This is a genomic window from Microcystis sp. M53602_WE12, from assembly GCF_030065455.1.
GTDB classification, from domain to species: domain Bacteria; phylum Cyanobacteriota; class Cyanobacteriia; order Cyanobacteriales; family Microcystaceae; genus Microcystis; species Microcystis aeruginosa.
The window spans coordinates 1-15,025 of the sequence record NZ_JASJFB010000869.1; the positions used below are offsets into that span (position 1 = coordinate 1).

Annotated in this window: 16 protein-coding genes and 1 pseudogene; 11 read left to right on the plus strand and 6 right to left on the minus strand. The window is 42.6% G+C overall.

What is annotated here, in order from left to right; all coding sequences use genetic code 11:
• Positions 1-406 precede the first annotated feature (406 nt).
• The 7 genes from PX482_RS26485 to PX482_RS26515 all read left to right on the plus strand — a co-directional run bounded on the left by PX482_RS26485 (position 407) and on the right by PX482_RS26515 (position 5,236).
• On the plus strand, positions 407-1,975 hold the full coding sequence (locus tag PX482_RS26485) for a YcjF family protein (protein ID WP_288123226.1): 1,569 nt from the start codon (positions 407-409) through the stop codon (positions 1,973-1,975).
• 80 nt (positions 1,976-2,055) lie between these two features.
• Entirely contained in the window at positions 2,056-2,652 is a 597-nt protein-coding gene (gene yqeK / locus PX482_RS26490) for a bis(5'-nucleosyl)-tetraphosphatase (symmetrical) YqeK (protein ID WP_002763152.1), read from the plus strand.
• Between the two features lie 55 nt (positions 2,653-2,707).
• Complete coding sequence (gene rsfS, locus PX482_RS26495; protein ID WP_002752120.1) at positions 2,708-3,112, plus strand: ribosome silencing factor; 405 nt, start codon at positions 2,708-2,710, stop codon at positions 3,110-3,112.
• Between the two features lie 5 nt (positions 3,113-3,117).
• Entirely contained in the window at positions 3,118-3,621 is a 504-nt protein-coding gene (locus tag PX482_RS26500; RefSeq protein ID WP_002763155.1) for a CGLD27 family protein, read from the plus strand.
• Between the two features lie 22 nt (positions 3,622-3,643).
• Positions 3,644-4,597, plus strand: coding sequence for an asparaginase (locus PX482_RS26505; RefSeq protein WP_002763157.1), 954 nt, complete (start codon positions 3,644-3,646; stop codon positions 4,595-4,597).
• Positions 4,598-4,709: 112 nt separating this feature from the next.
• Complete coding sequence (locus tag PX482_RS26510; RefSeq protein ID WP_002763159.1) at positions 4,710-4,970, plus strand: hypothetical protein; 261 nt, start codon at positions 4,710-4,712, stop codon at positions 4,968-4,970.
• Complete coding sequence (locus PX482_RS26515; protein WP_002763162.1) at positions 4,970-5,236, plus strand: type II toxin-antitoxin system YafQ family toxin; 267 nt, start codon at positions 4,970-4,972, stop codon at positions 5,234-5,236. Before PX482_RS26510 ends, PX482_RS26515 begins: the two co-directional genes overlap by 1 nt.
• A gap of 193 nt (positions 5,237-5,429) precedes the next feature.
• On the opposite strand, the gene PX482_RS26520 is transcribed toward PX482_RS26515, so the two are convergent.
• Entirely contained in the window at positions 5,430-6,296 is an 867-nt protein-coding gene (locus tag PX482_RS26520) for a PEP-CTERM sorting domain-containing protein (protein ID WP_002763164.1), read from the minus strand.
• 221 nt (positions 6,297-6,517) lie between these two features.
• Between PX482_RS26520 and PX482_RS26525 the strand changes: the two genes are divergently transcribed.
• From PX482_RS26525 to PX482_RS26535, 4 genes and pseudogenes are all read left to right on the plus strand, one after another.
• A complete protein-coding gene (locus PX482_RS26525; protein WP_002763166.1) occupies positions 6,518-7,012 on the plus strand; it encodes a helix-turn-helix domain-containing protein in 495 nt (164 codons plus the stop codon).
• A 442-nt stretch (positions 7,013-7,454) separates the two neighbouring features.
• Positions 7,455-7,523 (plus strand): annotated as a pseudogene (locus tag PX482_RS27935) (divergent PAP2 family protein); the annotation flags it as partial.
• A 65-nt stretch (positions 7,524-7,588) separates the two neighbouring features.
• Positions 7,589-8,746, plus strand: a complete 1,158-nt coding sequence (locus PX482_RS26530) for an AAA family ATPase (RefSeq protein ID WP_287971699.1) — start codon at positions 7,589-7,591, stop codon at positions 8,744-8,746.
• A gap of 2 nt (positions 8,747-8,748) precedes the next feature.
• Complete coding sequence (locus tag PX482_RS26535; RefSeq protein WP_287971701.1) at positions 8,749-9,171, plus strand: DUF3226 domain-containing protein; 423 nt, start codon at positions 8,749-8,751, stop codon at positions 9,169-9,171.
• Positions 9,172-9,420: 249 nt separating this feature from the next.
• Here the strand turns inward: PX482_RS26535 and PX482_RS26540 are convergent, their stop codons facing one another.
• The 5 genes from PX482_RS26540 to PX482_RS26560 all read right to left on the minus strand — a co-directional run.
• The gene (locus PX482_RS26540; RefSeq protein WP_288118810.1) at positions 9,421-11,274 is read right to left on the minus strand and encodes a peptidoglycan D,D-transpeptidase FtsI family protein; all 1,854 of its coding nucleotides are present in this window, start codon (positions 11,272-11,274) and stop codon (positions 9,421-9,423) included.
• A gap of 349 nt (positions 11,275-11,623) precedes the next feature.
• Positions 11,624-12,181 carry a hypothetical protein gene (locus PX482_RS26545; RefSeq protein ID WP_147070522.1) on the minus strand — a complete coding sequence of 186 codons (558 nt, stop codon included), beginning with the start codon at positions 12,179-12,181 and terminating at the stop codon, positions 11,624-11,626.
• 293 nt (positions 12,182-12,474) lie between these two features.
• Positions 12,475-13,839 (minus strand): GTP-binding protein, encoded by a 1,365-nt coding sequence (locus PX482_RS26550; protein ID WP_288093391.1) that lies wholly within the window; start codon positions 13,837-13,839, stop codon positions 12,475-12,477.
• 194 nt (positions 13,840-14,033) lie between these two features.
• Entirely contained in the window at positions 14,034-14,498 is a 465-nt protein-coding gene (gene folK / locus PX482_RS26555; protein WP_052588148.1) for a 2-amino-4-hydroxy-6-hydroxymethyldihydropteridine diphosphokinase, read from the minus strand.
• The coding region (locus PX482_RS26560; protein WP_288123228.1) for a sirohydrochlorin chelatase at positions 14,495-15,025 on the minus strand (531 nt) is incomplete at its 5' end. The genes PX482_RS26560 and folK, both read right to left, overlap by 4 nt.

A 15,025-nucleotide genomic window follows, 5' to 3' on the forward strand; every position in this document is an offset into this window, starting at 1 on the left:
AAATCCTTATCTGGCAAGAGACTTAATTGATTAGTTCGCTCTAGAGCAAAAACAATTGACAAAAATCGCTAAATGCTTTTCTATATAAGGGTTCCATCCCTTATAACCCCCGTCCATTGCATAACAATTACCGAAGAGCCTGAATTATGAAGTGGGGAGGTGGGGAGAGGGAATTATGAATTATGAATTATGAATTATGAATTATGAAGTGGGTAGATAGGGAGTAGGTAGGTGGAGGACGTAGGTTGGGTTGAAGCATGAAACCCAACGCCCGATTATGTTACGCTACTGCTCCTATAAATAATTGTGTCTCCCTACTTCATAGATAATAGTCTATTCTAGTTCCCGACAATCGGCCGGCAAAGAACTAAGATCAAGATCAAGCAATCCCCTACCGTTAAAGCTGATGAAATTACCCCGTCTTGCCGCTTTAATCATTGGTCTGAGCTTTATTTTCGGATTAATGTTGTGGTTAGTCAACTCTATCTATCGTCTTTACATCCAGATCGCCTTTACTGCTCCTATCTTAGCTAATATTCTGCTTTTGCTGATTATCGGACTGCTGGGCTTGCTAATATACGTTCTTTTGTACTACTTTTATCTGCTGCCCCAGCAGCAAAAAAGTCGCCGCGGGTTGCGTTCTTCCTCCCGTCCACCCCTAAAATTACCGGTAGAAAAAACCGAGGCCGCTGGGGAAACCTTAAAAGCTATCCGGCAACAAGTGGAGCAAATTCAAGATAAAGTAACCCAACAGGTTTTTATTAAGCGTTCCCAAGAAATTGAGCGAAGTTTAGCCAGAAAAGAAGTTAAAATCATTGTTTTCGGCACAGGTTCGGCGGGAAAAACCTCCCTAATTAACGCCCTCATCGGTCAAATGGTGGGCAATGTGGAGGCAACCATGGGAACCACGGAAAAAGGGGAAACCTATAGTTTAAAAATGAAAGGTGTGAATCGGGAAATTCAAATTACCGATACCCCCGGCATTCTCGAAATTGGCGCGGCCGGAGGTCAAAGGGAACAGTTAGCGCGACAATTAGCCACGGAAGCAGATTTACTTTTATTTGTCATTGATAACGATATTCGACAATCGGAATACGCCCCTTTATTGCGTTTAATTGATATTGGTAAACGTTCTCTCTTAGTCTTTAATAAAATCGATCTCTATAGCGATGAAGATCGAGACATTATTTTAAAACAATTACGAGAACGTCTAAAAGGAGTGATTCTTTCAGCCGATATTATTGCCGTCGCCGCTAATCCCCAACCAGTACAGTTAACCGGGGGACAAATGATCACACCAGAACCGGATATTTTAGCTTTAATTAAACGTTTGGCTTCAGTTTTACGGGCCGAAGGGGAGGATTTAGTGGCAGATAATATCCTCTTACAATCCCAAAGATTGGGGGAAGAAGCTAGGAAAATTATCGATCGCCAACGTCGTCGCCAAGCTGATAAAATTATCGATCGCTATCAGTGGATCGGTGCGGGAGTGATTGCTGTGACTCCCTTACCAGTGTTCGATCTGTTAGCAACGGCGGCGGTTAATGCTCAAATGGTCAGGGAAATTGGTCAAGTTTATGGCTGTGAAATTAACAGCGATCGAGGCAAGGAATTGGCTCTATCTTTGGGCAAAACTCTAGTTAGTTTGGGAGTAGTGAAAGGAGCAGTAGAATTATTAGCCAGAATCCTACAGTTAAATTTTACTACCTATATAGTCGGTAAGGCAATTCAAGGGGTCAGTGCCGCCTATTTAACCCGCATTGCTGGCAAAAGTTTTATCGAATATTTCCGTCACGATCAAGACTGGGGTGATGGTGGTATGACGGAAGTGGTACAAAGACAATTTCAACTCAGTCGCAAGGAAGAATTTATTAAGTCTTTTGTGGCCGATGCGATCGGTAAAGTGGTACAACCTTTTCAGGATGATTGGCAGCAAGAAGAAGTTTTAGAAGCTAGTTGCGAGGATGATTGGTAAAGATCGAACCCGGGAGCAATAGGCAAAATTGTATAGTAATTGTTACAATCGTTTTGGGGTTCCACAAGGGCAAAAAAAAGATGCGACAGCAAGTTATCGACTGGTTAAAAGAAAACGTCAACGAACACCGTCTGCGACATATTCTCGGTGTGGAGACCATGTGTATTGATTTAGCTCGTCATCACGATCTCGATCCCGTCCAAGCAGGGCAAGCGGGATTACTACACGATCTGGCTAAATTTTTCAAGCCCAAAAAACTGCTAAAAATGGCGGAATCGGCGGGAATAGACGTGGATAATATCTGTTTATCCCATCCCCACTTACTCCACGCCGATGTGAGTGCAGTTGTCGCCCAAAAAGAATTTAACGTTACCGACGAGGAAATTCTCGAAGCAATTCGCAATCATACCCTCGGTAAACCCAATATGAGCGATCTTAGCTGTATAGTCTTTATTGCCGATGCCTTGGAACCCAATCGCGGCGATACACCCGAATTAAACGCCCTACGACAACTCAGCTATCAAAATCTCCATAAAAGCGTTCAACAAACCTGTGATTATTCCCTAAAATATCTTTTAAGTAGCCATTGTCCCATTCATCCCCGCACCGTGCTAACGCGCAACTGGGCGTTACAAATTGTTAAAGAACAACCAACAGAAACTAAAACCATTGATTAACATAATCTCAAGACTCGCTTACAACCACCTCAGCCAAAGGATAACCACAACCTGAATGACCAATCCCACTGGAATTATTACCCCCATCGCCGAAAATCTCAAGACCGAAAAATTTCTAGAGACAATTGTCACCGCTGCCGAGGACAAGAAAGCAGGGGACATCGCCATCCTGAAAGTCGCCGATATCTGTTATTTAACCGATTATTTTCTGATTATTACCGGCTATTCTACCACTCAAGTGCGAGCGATCGAGGATGCGATCGAAGCCGCTATGGAACTAGAATGGCAACAGTCTCCCCGACAAGTGGAAGGAAAAAGCGAAGGTAGCTGGATCCTGATGGATTATGGCGATATCATTGTCCATATCTTTTTACCAAAAGAGCGAGAATTTTATAATTTAGAAGCATTTTGGGGTCATGCCCAACGGATTCCTCTACCTAGCGACCATTTAGAGGAGTAGAATCCATGAAATCCTCCCTTGATTTCTGTCCCGTCCCGGAAGAACAGCAACCGGTTAACGAGTACGAACAATTAAAAGAATCTTGGTTTTTCCGTTGGGCGACGCTAGATGTAGCCTCTTATACAAAAAAAATTGTCTGGTTATGGTTGTGGACATGGTTAATTGTCGGACCGATTGCCGCCGCTAGTTTTCCCCTCAAAAAAGCCCCTTTTCTCTTCTTCTGTGCGGGGATTTTTGGCTCGACAATTTTGGTAGGATTGGTGTTATTGCGCTTGTATCTGGGCTGGATCTACGTCTATGATCGCTTGCAATCGGAGAAAGTATTTTATGAAGAGTCGGGCTGGTACGATGGCCAAATCTGGACAAAAACCGCCGCCATTTTAACCCGCGATCGTTTAATCGTCTCCTATCAAATCCAGCCCATTCTCCAGCGTTTACAAAAAACCGCCCTGATTCTAGGGGCAATTGTCGCTATCAGTGGTCTTTTCTGGCTATTTTTCACTCACTAACCGCAACCAATCACCAATCTGAATGAATAGGGTAAAACGTTCACCAACCCACCGCTTAGAAATTCATCTCCTCCGGGAAGGTATTATTGAATCGGTTCATAATGTCGAGGCCGCTATTTGCGATGACCGCGGCCGGGTATTATCCACCGCCGGCAGCGCCGAAACTAGCGCCTTTATTCGTTCGGCCCTGAAACCTTTTCAAGCACTGGCTGTCATCAGTACCGCCACCCTCGAACGCTACGATCTCAACGATAAGGATCTAGCCATTATCTGTAGTTCTCACCAAGGCACGGTGGAACACGCCCGTCAAGTCTTTAATATTCTCTGGCGCGCCGATATCGATCCTAATGCCCTGCAATGTCCCCTCCCCGAAGGTAAACCCAGTCGCCTCCAGTACAATTGTTCTGGTAAACACGCCGGGATGTTAGCGGTGTGTCAACAGCGTGGCTGGCCGTTAAATAGCTATCTGCGGCGCTCTAGTCCGATACAGAAGCTAATTCTCAGCAAAATTGCCGAATTATTGGGGATGCCGGGGGATGAATTAATCAGCGCCCACGATGACTGCGGCGCGCCCACCTATTCAATGCAGTTGGGGCAAATGGCCCATCTCTACGCCCAGTTAGCCTCTGGCAACCGTTTAGACTTAGAAAGAATCGTCCGGGCGATGACCTATCATCCCCGCATGGTAGCAGGAGAAGGGGCTTTTGACACGGAATTAATGCAGGTTAGCCAAGGGGAAATCGTCAGTAAAGCCGGGGCCGAAGGGATTCAATGTATCGGGCGCGTCGGCGAAGGTTTAGGATTAGCAATTAAAGCCCTAGATGGTTCCAAACGGGCTAAATATGCCGCCGCTTTGCAAATTCTCAAACAGTTAGGCTGGATTACTCCCAATGTGGCCGAATCTCTCTCGGAAAAATTCCTCAAAATCGGCAGTTATACCCGCTTGGAAGTGGTGGGAGAAATGGCTTTATTGTAAATAGTGGGTTGACCAAGGGTAACACATCAAAAACTTTTCTTTTTGGTGTGTTAGGGCAGTATTTGAATCTTGATTTTTTTCCTCAAAAACTGAACTTCGGAGTACAATACAGATGACTAAATTAATTCAAGAAACTTTCGAGCAAATTGCACTGCTTTCTGAAGAACAACAAGATAGCCTAGCAACCTATCTAAAAAAACACCTAGCTGAATTTTTAGAAGAAGCGGAAAAAGAACGACGAATTGCAGAAGGGACTTATACCATAAGTGATTTTAACGAAAAAACTCAACAAGCTATTCAGAATATTGAAGAGCAAAAAAACTTAACTGTTTGCCAAGATCAAGTTGAACTGTATCAGCAGCTAGGAATTTAATGTTATTACCCATTTTTGAAAATCGCTTTAAGAAAGATATTAAACGACTGCAAAAACGGGGAAAAGATATGACCAAACTGAAAAATGTCATTGATAAATTACTTCAAAAGCAAGAACTAGAACCTAAATACAAAGATCACGCTTTGATGGGAAACTGGAATGGATATAGGGATTGTCACCTAGAACCAGACTGGCTTTTAATTTATAAAATCACAGACACCCATCTTTTTTTAGTGCGCTCTGGTTCCCATGGGGATTTATTTTAATATTCGGTCAATCGTTTAAGTAGAGCTTGCTGAATACAAATGTAAGCTCTGCTAGAAAAGGGTTTTGAGCTTTTTTTCCAAAAAAGTGCCAGGAACAAACGTTGAGAAATCGCTCCGAGAGACTCAAAACCCTTGTACTTTTTTCGGCGAACGCAAAGTAATCAAAGAGCGATAACACCAGTTAATGGGCAATTTAACCTATTTTTGTGGTTTCTTTTTCGATAGAATGATTGCGTTTAACTTGACGTTTTATTGTCGCACCAACACCGAGTATTCCTAGAGAAAAGAGTCCTAAAGTTGAAGTGGGTTCGGGAATGGTTTCTACTTCTATATCTAAAGAACTTGATACATTGACATCGTTGGTTCCACTCTCTATAAAACTGGAGTCTGGCAGTATATTTTCTGGAAAAACAAACGAAATCGTATCATTAGTTAGATCTAATGAAAGATTAGATCTATACACAACTGGTAACTGTCCTTGAAGATCAGTGAATATAGCTGATAACCAATCATTAATATCACTGCCTGGTAATTCGCTAAATAAAAACTGGGAACTGGCAAACACGTTTTCAGAGGGTGTATTAAAACCTAATGAAGCCAGAAATATAGATTCATTTCCACTACCATCCAAACCAGATAATACTGAAGCTAACTCTATATATTCACCATCGATTTGCCCCTCTTTTGCTTTTTGCTTTTTAACTGCTTTTAATTTAGTTGTTTGTCCAGTGTCGTCTAGCAACTTCTCAAATTTTTTTACGTTAGGTGGAAAAATGAGCTTATTTCCCTCCTGCTCGAGGGGGGGTAAAGTGAATGGTTCCCCTACTTGAAAAGCGTTATTAATTAGGGTTGCCTTCCCAGTGGAAGTTGTGCCTTTTGGAATCGTTACCACCACATTTTTTGTTTTTCCGTCCTTAAGAGTGATTCGGATGATAATTTTCCCAGCTTTAGAAGGAGTTCCTGTAGTTAGCTCTATATCTGCGAGTGCTTGATCAGCAAACACCAGTAATGTGGATATAGTAACCATAATAGTTGCCAAATTTTTAAGTGAGCGTTTCATGAAAGTTCCTTTTTTCTGGTTGAAAATATCTAAATAAATGCTTTGTCGAAATGTTAAGGCATTTATTTAGGGTGGGCAGATTTACTTTGGTAATATAAACACCCTAAAGTTAACTTTCAAGACCCATAAAAGCCCCATAAAGAAATATAAAGACACTAAATTGGCATTTTGCGGTATAATGTCAAGCAATCCTGACTTAACTCCCCGTTTAAAATCATCCTATGAACTCCTTCGATATTCAATCTTTTATAATAACTATTGATGAGCTTGTTTTCTCCCATACAGGAGAACATTTAGACGATCTTCAGCATGAAATCTTAGAGGGAGTCGTCAATCATCAAAAATACGCCGAAATCGCTCAAAAAAATCATCGTTCTCAGAAATATATCAAGGAAACAGCAGGTAAATTATGGAAAACCTTATCAGAAATATTAGGACAGGAAGTCAGTAAGGCTAACATTAAATCGAGTTTACAAAGATATTGTTATTCTAATTTCTCTAACTCTAGTAATATTAAAGACGTTATACAAATCAATAGCGGTAATTTTTGTACTGGAAAAGAGAACAGTGAATTACCCTCATCTAAAATTTATCAACAAGCTAAATTAGAAACCATTCCCGAATTAATCAAAGAAGGATTAACTATAGAACAAATTGCTAGAGTTTTAAAACTTCCCCTAGAATTAGTGCGATCGCAATTAGAAGAATTTGAGTAACTCCCCAGCAACATCACTTATAATATAGTTATCTTATTATTACCCTGAGCCGATCTGAAAGTGAATTTTATTTTAGAACCAAGCGAGGAAAGAGATTATAATCTTTCTATTCCTTCTCTCCCGGTTGTATTAATGAAGGACATCATCTCGAAGAAGCTTTGAGCAATATTCAAGAAGCTATGGAACTTTGTCTTGAATTATAGGAAAAAGAAAGACGAATTGCAGAAGGTAATTATACCATAAGCGATTTTAACCAAAAAACTCAACAAGTCATTCAGAATATTGAAGAACAAAAAACCTTAACTGTTTGCAAGGATGAGGTTGAACTATATCGGCAGCTAGGAATTTATTGTCATTAATCTCTAGAGTCAGCGATTCCCTCTGTAGTCATGTTTTTGCTGGTTTTCTGCCCCGAAACCAGCTATAATGCTCGAAAGGTGAAAAGGGACTAAAAGCGCTGATTGAGTTAATCTGTGATGGCAAGGTGAGTCTGCGCTATCTAGTCTCGTCGGTGGTCTTGGCTACTGGGGTTGAGATAAACTAGATTTAATAACTGAAAATCCGGGGTAATCACTCATGTTACAATCCCTAAAAATTGAAGGCTTTCGCGGGTTTCAGAATTTTGAGATGGCCAATCTTGGTCGAATTAATCTCTTAGTGGGTAAAAATAATAGCGGTAAAACTTCTATTTTAGAAGCGATTCAGTTTTTGTATGCTCAGAATAATATAGATATATTTCTTGAACCTATTAGCTATAGAGGTGAGTTTGGTTGGTCAGAAAGTAATCTACCTAGTCGCACTAAAGTTTTTGAAATTTGTCATTTATTTCCTGGGCATGAAATCATCCCAAGTAAAAAAATTATCATCAGTGGATATGGCAAATCCTATCTAGCAAGTCTTACCATTTCTGTTGAAAGCATTCCTATACAACTATCTTTATTTTCAGACAAAAATGATGATATAAATCAAAATAATGATAACAATTTCGACGATGAGGAATGGGCTAAACTTCTTTTAAGTATTAGATGGAGTCAATCACAAAAACCTATTGAACTGGAACTTCTTGCCAACGGTACTCTTGCCAGAGATTCTATAAGAAGAATAGCTAGTTTAAGCAGAATTTCCCATAAAATAGGTATTGATAATAAAATTGAATTGAAGTTCTTAACACCATTTTCTCTAACAAGTTCTGATATGGCAGCACTTTTTGATAACATTGTTCTCTCTCCTTTAGAAGATTTAATTATTGAATCTTTGAAAATTATTGAGCCAAAAATTGAAAGAATAGCCATTGTTGGTTCTGGCAAGTATTTAACTTCAAATAACCTAGGTGTTAGCGGTGGGTTTTTAATCAAAATTAAAAATCATGATCAACCTATACCTATTGGCAGTTTAGGCGATGGATTTTGGCGAATGTTAGGATTAGTTTTAGCGATGGTTAATCTTGAAAATGGAATTTTATTAGTTGATGAAATTGATAGCGGATTGCATTTTACTGTCATGACTGATATGTGGAAAGTCGTCTGGGAAACCGCCAAAAAACTCAATATTCAGGTATTTGCCACCACTCACAGCCGCGATTGTTGGCAAAGTTTAGCCGAATTAATTACCGAAGAAAAAATTACCGATAACGAGATTACTATTCAAAGGATAGATAGGGAAAAAAGCCAATCTGTAATCTTTGATCCAGAAGAAATTGTTATTGCTGCTACAAGTAATCTTGAGGTGCGGTAACAATGCCTAAAATAGAGACAAAAAAGTTATTAGTGGAAGGTGCAGAGGAATTGAGAGTTATTCCCCAATTAATGGCAGCAAATGGAGTTACTTGGAATAGAGGGGAAGAACCATTGAATATCATAAATTGTGATGGTGTTGAAAATTTACTAAAACCTAAATATATCTCTACGCAACTAAAAACTCCTAACGGACTAACTCATTTAGGAATTATTATGGATGCGGACGAAGAACCTGATAATCGTTGGAAAAGTTTATATAATGCCTGTTTACCAAATATACCTAGCTTACCTCAAAATTTACCAGCAGCGGGATTAATTATGACTCTAGAATCGGGGATAAAATTCGGTGTGTGGATGATGCCAGATAATCAATCTAGAGGGATGTTAGAGACTTTTTTAGCCTATTTAGGGTTTGCTGAATAAATCTAAAAACCTTGTTGGATAAGACTTTTGACCTGTTAAAATCCGATGTTAGTGCCAAAAAATCGGATTGGGACCATCAAAAACCTGGCATTATCCTTATTATAGTACATGGGTTGGTACAAAAAAGAGAGGGCAACAAAGCCTGAAACTCCCGACGACCGGCTACTGACGACCGACTCCTGACTCCTAACCCCACCAACAAACTTTTTCAGCAAACCCTAAATAAAGCCTCTTTCAAAAAGACTTAAATTAATCGTGCCGCGGGGGTTTATTGGTCGCAGAACCCGCCGGAACGACCTTGGAGGTGGGGGGGATACCTTTGAGGGAAATGAGCGTATTCATCACCGTTTTTGCCACAGGAGCGGCAACAGTGGAGCCAAAAGTATTGGCACCCTTGGGTTCATCCACCACCACCAAAACCACATAACGGGGCGATTCGATCGGTAAAATCGCGACAAAACTGGTAATTTTGGCGTTAGGTAGATAACCCCCCGTCGGACTAGCTTTTTGTGCGGTTCCCGTTTTGCCTCCGATGCGATAACCGGGGATTTGGGCCGCTACCCCCGTCCCCTTGCTGACGACGGTTTCCATCATTTCCACCACTTGCCGGGCCACGGTGGGAGAAAAGACTTTTTTGCTGGGATAATCGGGCTGCCAGTGCAAACGGCCGCGGTCGTCGGCTAATCCTTTGATCACATGGGGAGTTACCAAGGTGCCACCATTGGCCAGCGCACCGTGCAATTGTACTAATTTTAAAGGAGTCAGGGATAAACCTTGACCAAAGGAAGCGGTGGCCGATTCAATGGCATTATCCAGAAATTCTTGTTCAGGTTTGAGATATCCTGCCACTTCTCCGGGTAAATCTACGCCAACCCTTTGATTTATTTCCAATCCTAATAAACTTTTATAGAAATCAACTCGCCCCATTTTTTGGGCAATTTGCACCATGGCCACGTTACTAGAGGTTTGCAGAACTCTGGCCATATCTAGCGCCCCATAACCCTGTTTAGAGGCATTTTTAATCGTCCAGGGACCGACAGTAATTGCCCCCGGATCATTGACTACCGTATTAGCTTTAATTGCCCCCGCTTCCATGGCCATGGCGACAATAATTGGTTTAAAAGTTGACCCCGGTTCGTACTGATCGGCTACGGTCCAATTTTTAAATAGAGCCACATTGGCTTTATAGTATTCGTTGGGGTTAAAAGTTGGCTCACAAACTAGGGCTAAAAGAGAACCATCAAGGGAGTCCATGACGATGACGGCTCCCCGTTTAGCATTAAATTTTTTTAGCTGTTCTCGTAGGGCCGTCCGCGCCGCTCTTTGTAGTTTTAAATCGAGGGTTACTTCTAACTGTAATTCATCAAATTGAAAGATACCATGGGGAACAAAAGCTGGTAAAATTCGCCCGTCTCCCATGCGTCTTGTATTGACAGAAAAGGGATCTCTTTCTAATAACTGACTGGAACCTCTCTCTAATCCTGCTTGACCACGATGTTCTTTATCTACATAGCCAATCACGTCGGCTGCCACATCGTCTTGGGGATAATAACGAGCGTACTTTTCCTCTAATTCTACACCGTCAAGAGATAATTGTTTTAAGCCCCTAGCCACGGATTCGGTTAATTGATTGGCTAAACGAATTCCTGTTTCTTTTTCTTTAAATTTTTGAATCAGTTGATTAGTGGGAATATTTAATAAAGGAGCTAATTTATCAGCCACTTCTGCCGGCGGAATAGCAAACAGTTTTGGGTGTACATAAAGAGTATAAATCAAGCGATCGGCCGCCAAAACATTACCATTACTATCGACGATCGCCCGTCGGGGAATATAGGGTCTAATACTGGTAGTTTGCTGTTGTCTGGCTCTTTTTTGCAATTCCTGTCCTTGTACTATTTGCAGTTGGTACAATCGCCAAGCTAAACCCACAATACCCATGACTAAAATCAACCACACCGCCACCAATCGCCCGTTACTCAAAGGCAAATTTTTTAAGTTTTTTTGCCGTTTTTTGGCGTTTAAATAGGACTTTCTGTCCTGGAACCTGCCAGAGGGCGATCGAGTTTTTTTACCTCTAAATCTGGGTCTTTTTGTGTCAGTCATGAGCAGTATCTTTCAGTAATCAGTAAGCAGTAAGCAGTAATCAGTAAGCAGTAATCAGTGAGCAGTAAACAGTAAACAGTGAGCAGTAAACAGTAAACAGTAAACAGTAAACAGTACACTTAAAAACTCACATCTGATAACTGTTAACTTACCCACTGATAACTGATAAGTGGGTGGGTGGAATTAAATATAAGATGAACGTAGGTTGGGTTGAAGCATGAAACCCAACGCCCGATTATGTTACGCTACCGCTAACCCATCCTACACATAATTGTGCCTCCCCACTTAACTGATAACTGCTAACTGTTAACTTCCCCACTGATAACTGTTAACTGTTAACTGATAACTGTTAATAGGCACTTCTCGGTCGAGAATTGACGGTAGATTGGGGTTGAGAAGCGTTGGCCGGTTTCAGGTTAGGGGCAGATTTACGCTGTAAAAAGATAGTTTGGAAGGGTTGGGGATGAGTTAATCCGGTTTCGGGTTTTTCTGCTTGTTGAGCTAGTTGATGTTTAAGGGTTTCATTGGTGGCCAAAAGATGGCGCTCGTGACGTTGCAGTGTTTCCAGTTTACCAAATTCTTTGTCCCAAACCTTGGGAATATATACCGTCCAAGCATATATTCCCAGAGTCGAACCCAACAGACAAAAAGTAATCACGGCCACTATTCTTTCTAGGAGACAAAGGGAACGTAATTGACGCGAGGCTAATTGTTTTTGTGTCGGGGCCACGGGAACTCTCGCCACCGATTTAGTCGTCGGTTTGACGGTGGGAGTCGGGGAGGATTGAGTAACTGGTTTAGTAGTCGGGTTGGGGGAAGTTACCCGCGACTGGGGACGACGTTGACTCCCTTGGCTTTTTTGGCGAGAAACGGGAACGGGAATATAGGACTTATGGGCAGCAGACATGATTTTCTCTCAATATTTCTAGCTAGTTGTCGTTGTCAAAAATTAAGTTTCTAAAATCAGGAGTCGGTCATCAGGAGTCAGTAGTCAGGAGTCGGTCGTCAGTGGTTCGTGTTATGCAATGGACGGGGTGATCAGGGATTTGTCAATTGTTTTCCCTCTAGAACGAACTAATCAATTAAGTCTTTTGCCAGATAAGAATTTAGTCGATTTATGCCATCCGATCGAACCATGCCAAGTAACGAAGAACCATATTTAATTGATCACTGTTGCCTTTTTTCCTTTTTCCTTTAAAATCACTGCTCTAGTTCTAGACGTAAACGATATAAAATAGTTTGCGGATGAACTTGAGCGAGAATTTGATTGATCACCGTACTCGGTCCGGATGCCCCCCAACTACAACCGCGTTCTAGATAGATTTTAGCGGCTTTCCCGATGATATAGGTTCCATAAGCGGCAATTGCTCCCTGTAAGAGAGCGGTGCTACCGTAGAGGGTTAAAGAGGTGGGATTTTCAAAAATACTCGCCGCCGCCGCCGCCGTTTTGCCCAAACCGATAATCACAGTGCCGAGGATTTCCCCCACCAGCAACCCCGCACTACTCAAAAGTAGAGTCCGCCAGAGTTGACCAGCTTGGTGACTGGTAATCGGCAAGCCGTACAAACGAGCTAAAGCCCGAACTAGAGTCAAATCGACGATTGAAGCCCCTAGTAGGTCTAAAATAGCGATCGGATTGGCCGCAATCGCTAAAGCCTTATATTTCGCGTATTGCCAGATAATTTCCTCCGCTTGACTGTCCCGGAGTTCCAGGGTTTTTCTAGCGATATTTTCCTCCGCTTCTTGCCCTTGCACTAAAGCATTTAAGGCCAGTAGCGATCGCCCTTCCCGATTTAAAATCGTTAAGAGTTTATCTTGCAGCTCCTCAATTTGGGGGGGAGGGGTTTCCCACTCAGTCACCACGCGCCCATCGGGGTATTCCACCCGGACGGGAATCGGTTGCGGTTCGGCGGCTACCATAACTATCTCATCGCTAGTTAACAAATCTTCTAACGTTTTTTCGTCCCGATTGGTTCCTAATCTCTGTAACTGCTGAAAAATCTGGCGGCGATCGGCTTCCGGATAGAGATCAATCTTATTAAACACCAAAATGATCGGTTTTTTCGCCTGGCGCAATTCTGCCAAGGCCTCGTATTCGGTCCGGGTAATATCCCCCGCGACGATAAATAAAATCAAATCGGCACTTTTAGCGACTTCTCTGGCCATATTCGCCCGCGCTTCCCCTTCAATCTCATCCAATCCGGGGGTATCGATTAATTCTATCTGGATTTTACCCGTGGCTGGTATCCAACGCACCGATCGCGGCCAGCGTGTCACCCCGTGCAGGGGTCCGGTTGCCAGGACTTTTTGACCGACTAAAGCGTTTACCACCGAGGATTTACCGCGACTGACTAACCCGAAGGCTGCCACCCGAATCACTGTTTCATCCAGTTTATCCAAGGCCGATTTTAGGGACTGCAAATCCTGTTTAACGGCGGCCTGAAGTTGGGGATCGGGGGGATAATTCCAATGGCGGCGAAAACTGGCATACCAAGTTAAAGCCTGTTGTAAACTAGCTTTAGCCTGATTGTAATGAGTTTCCTCGAGCGATGGGGTCTTGGTCACGGTTGATTTTTTTACTGTTTATTGATGCTGCTGCCTTTATTGTAGAGTTTCGGGGCGGTAACTGAGACGCGGTTATTTGGGGTGGTGGGGAGGTGGGGAAGTGGGGAAGTGGGGAAGTGGGGAGCAGGAGAGATGGGGGAATTTCAACTAAAACCCTAAAACCCTAAAACCCTAAAACCCCAACACCTAACATCCTACTCCGCCAATCCCAATTGCCCCAATAGCTGAAGGATAGTTTTTCCGGTTACGGGATCTCGCCAATCGGGGGCAATTTCTGCCAGGGGAAGCAGCACGAAGGCCCGTTCTCGGCAGCGGGGATGGGGTATCTGTAATTCGGGCGTTTCTAAGATCAGGTCATCATAAAATATTAAGTCTAAATCGAGGGTACGCGGTCCCCATCTTTCCCGTCGGACTCTCCCGAATAACTGCTCGATTTCTAATAATTTATGCAGTAAATCTAAGGGCGATAAATCCACTTGCACAATGGCGCAACCGTTGAGATAATCGGGCTGAGGAGGGCCGACGGCCGCGGTTTGATACCATTGGGAATGAGCTTCTAGTTTAATTCCTTTGACTCGCTCTAATTCCCCTAAAGCTTGCCCTAAAATTGTCGCTGAATCCCCTAAATTACCGCCTAAAGCGATCGCTGCCCGCTTCATCCACATCCTTCCTCAACAATAATCTCGGCTAATTCCCCCGTCGCCCCCAAAGATTTACCTAAAAATATATTGACATTTGGATGCTTTTGTGATAGTTCAAAAACTTGGGCTTTGATCGCGTCCGTAATTGCACCAGCAAAGAGGAAATAGGGCAGTATAGCGATTTTTTGGCTACCTTGAGCAATTAAACTCTCGATTTGTTGGGATAAACTCGGTTCTATCGACCAATAAGCTGTAATTGCTCCAGAAAACGCCGCTAGATTTTCCACTTCCCGATTACCGCCGGGGCGACGACTACCGTGGGACAGTAAAATGCGGTCTTGGTGGCTTAAATCGGCAAATTGTCGGGATAACAGCGATTTTATGCCCTGATAACTGCCTAAATGGGGCTTTAACTCTAGCTTAATTGGCGATCGCACTTTGGCCACGGCTGCGGGAATATCTTCTTTAACGTGAACCCCCGACAGGAGAAACAGGGGGATAATCTGCAATCGGTTACATCCTTGGCTTTGTGCTTGTTGGGCAAA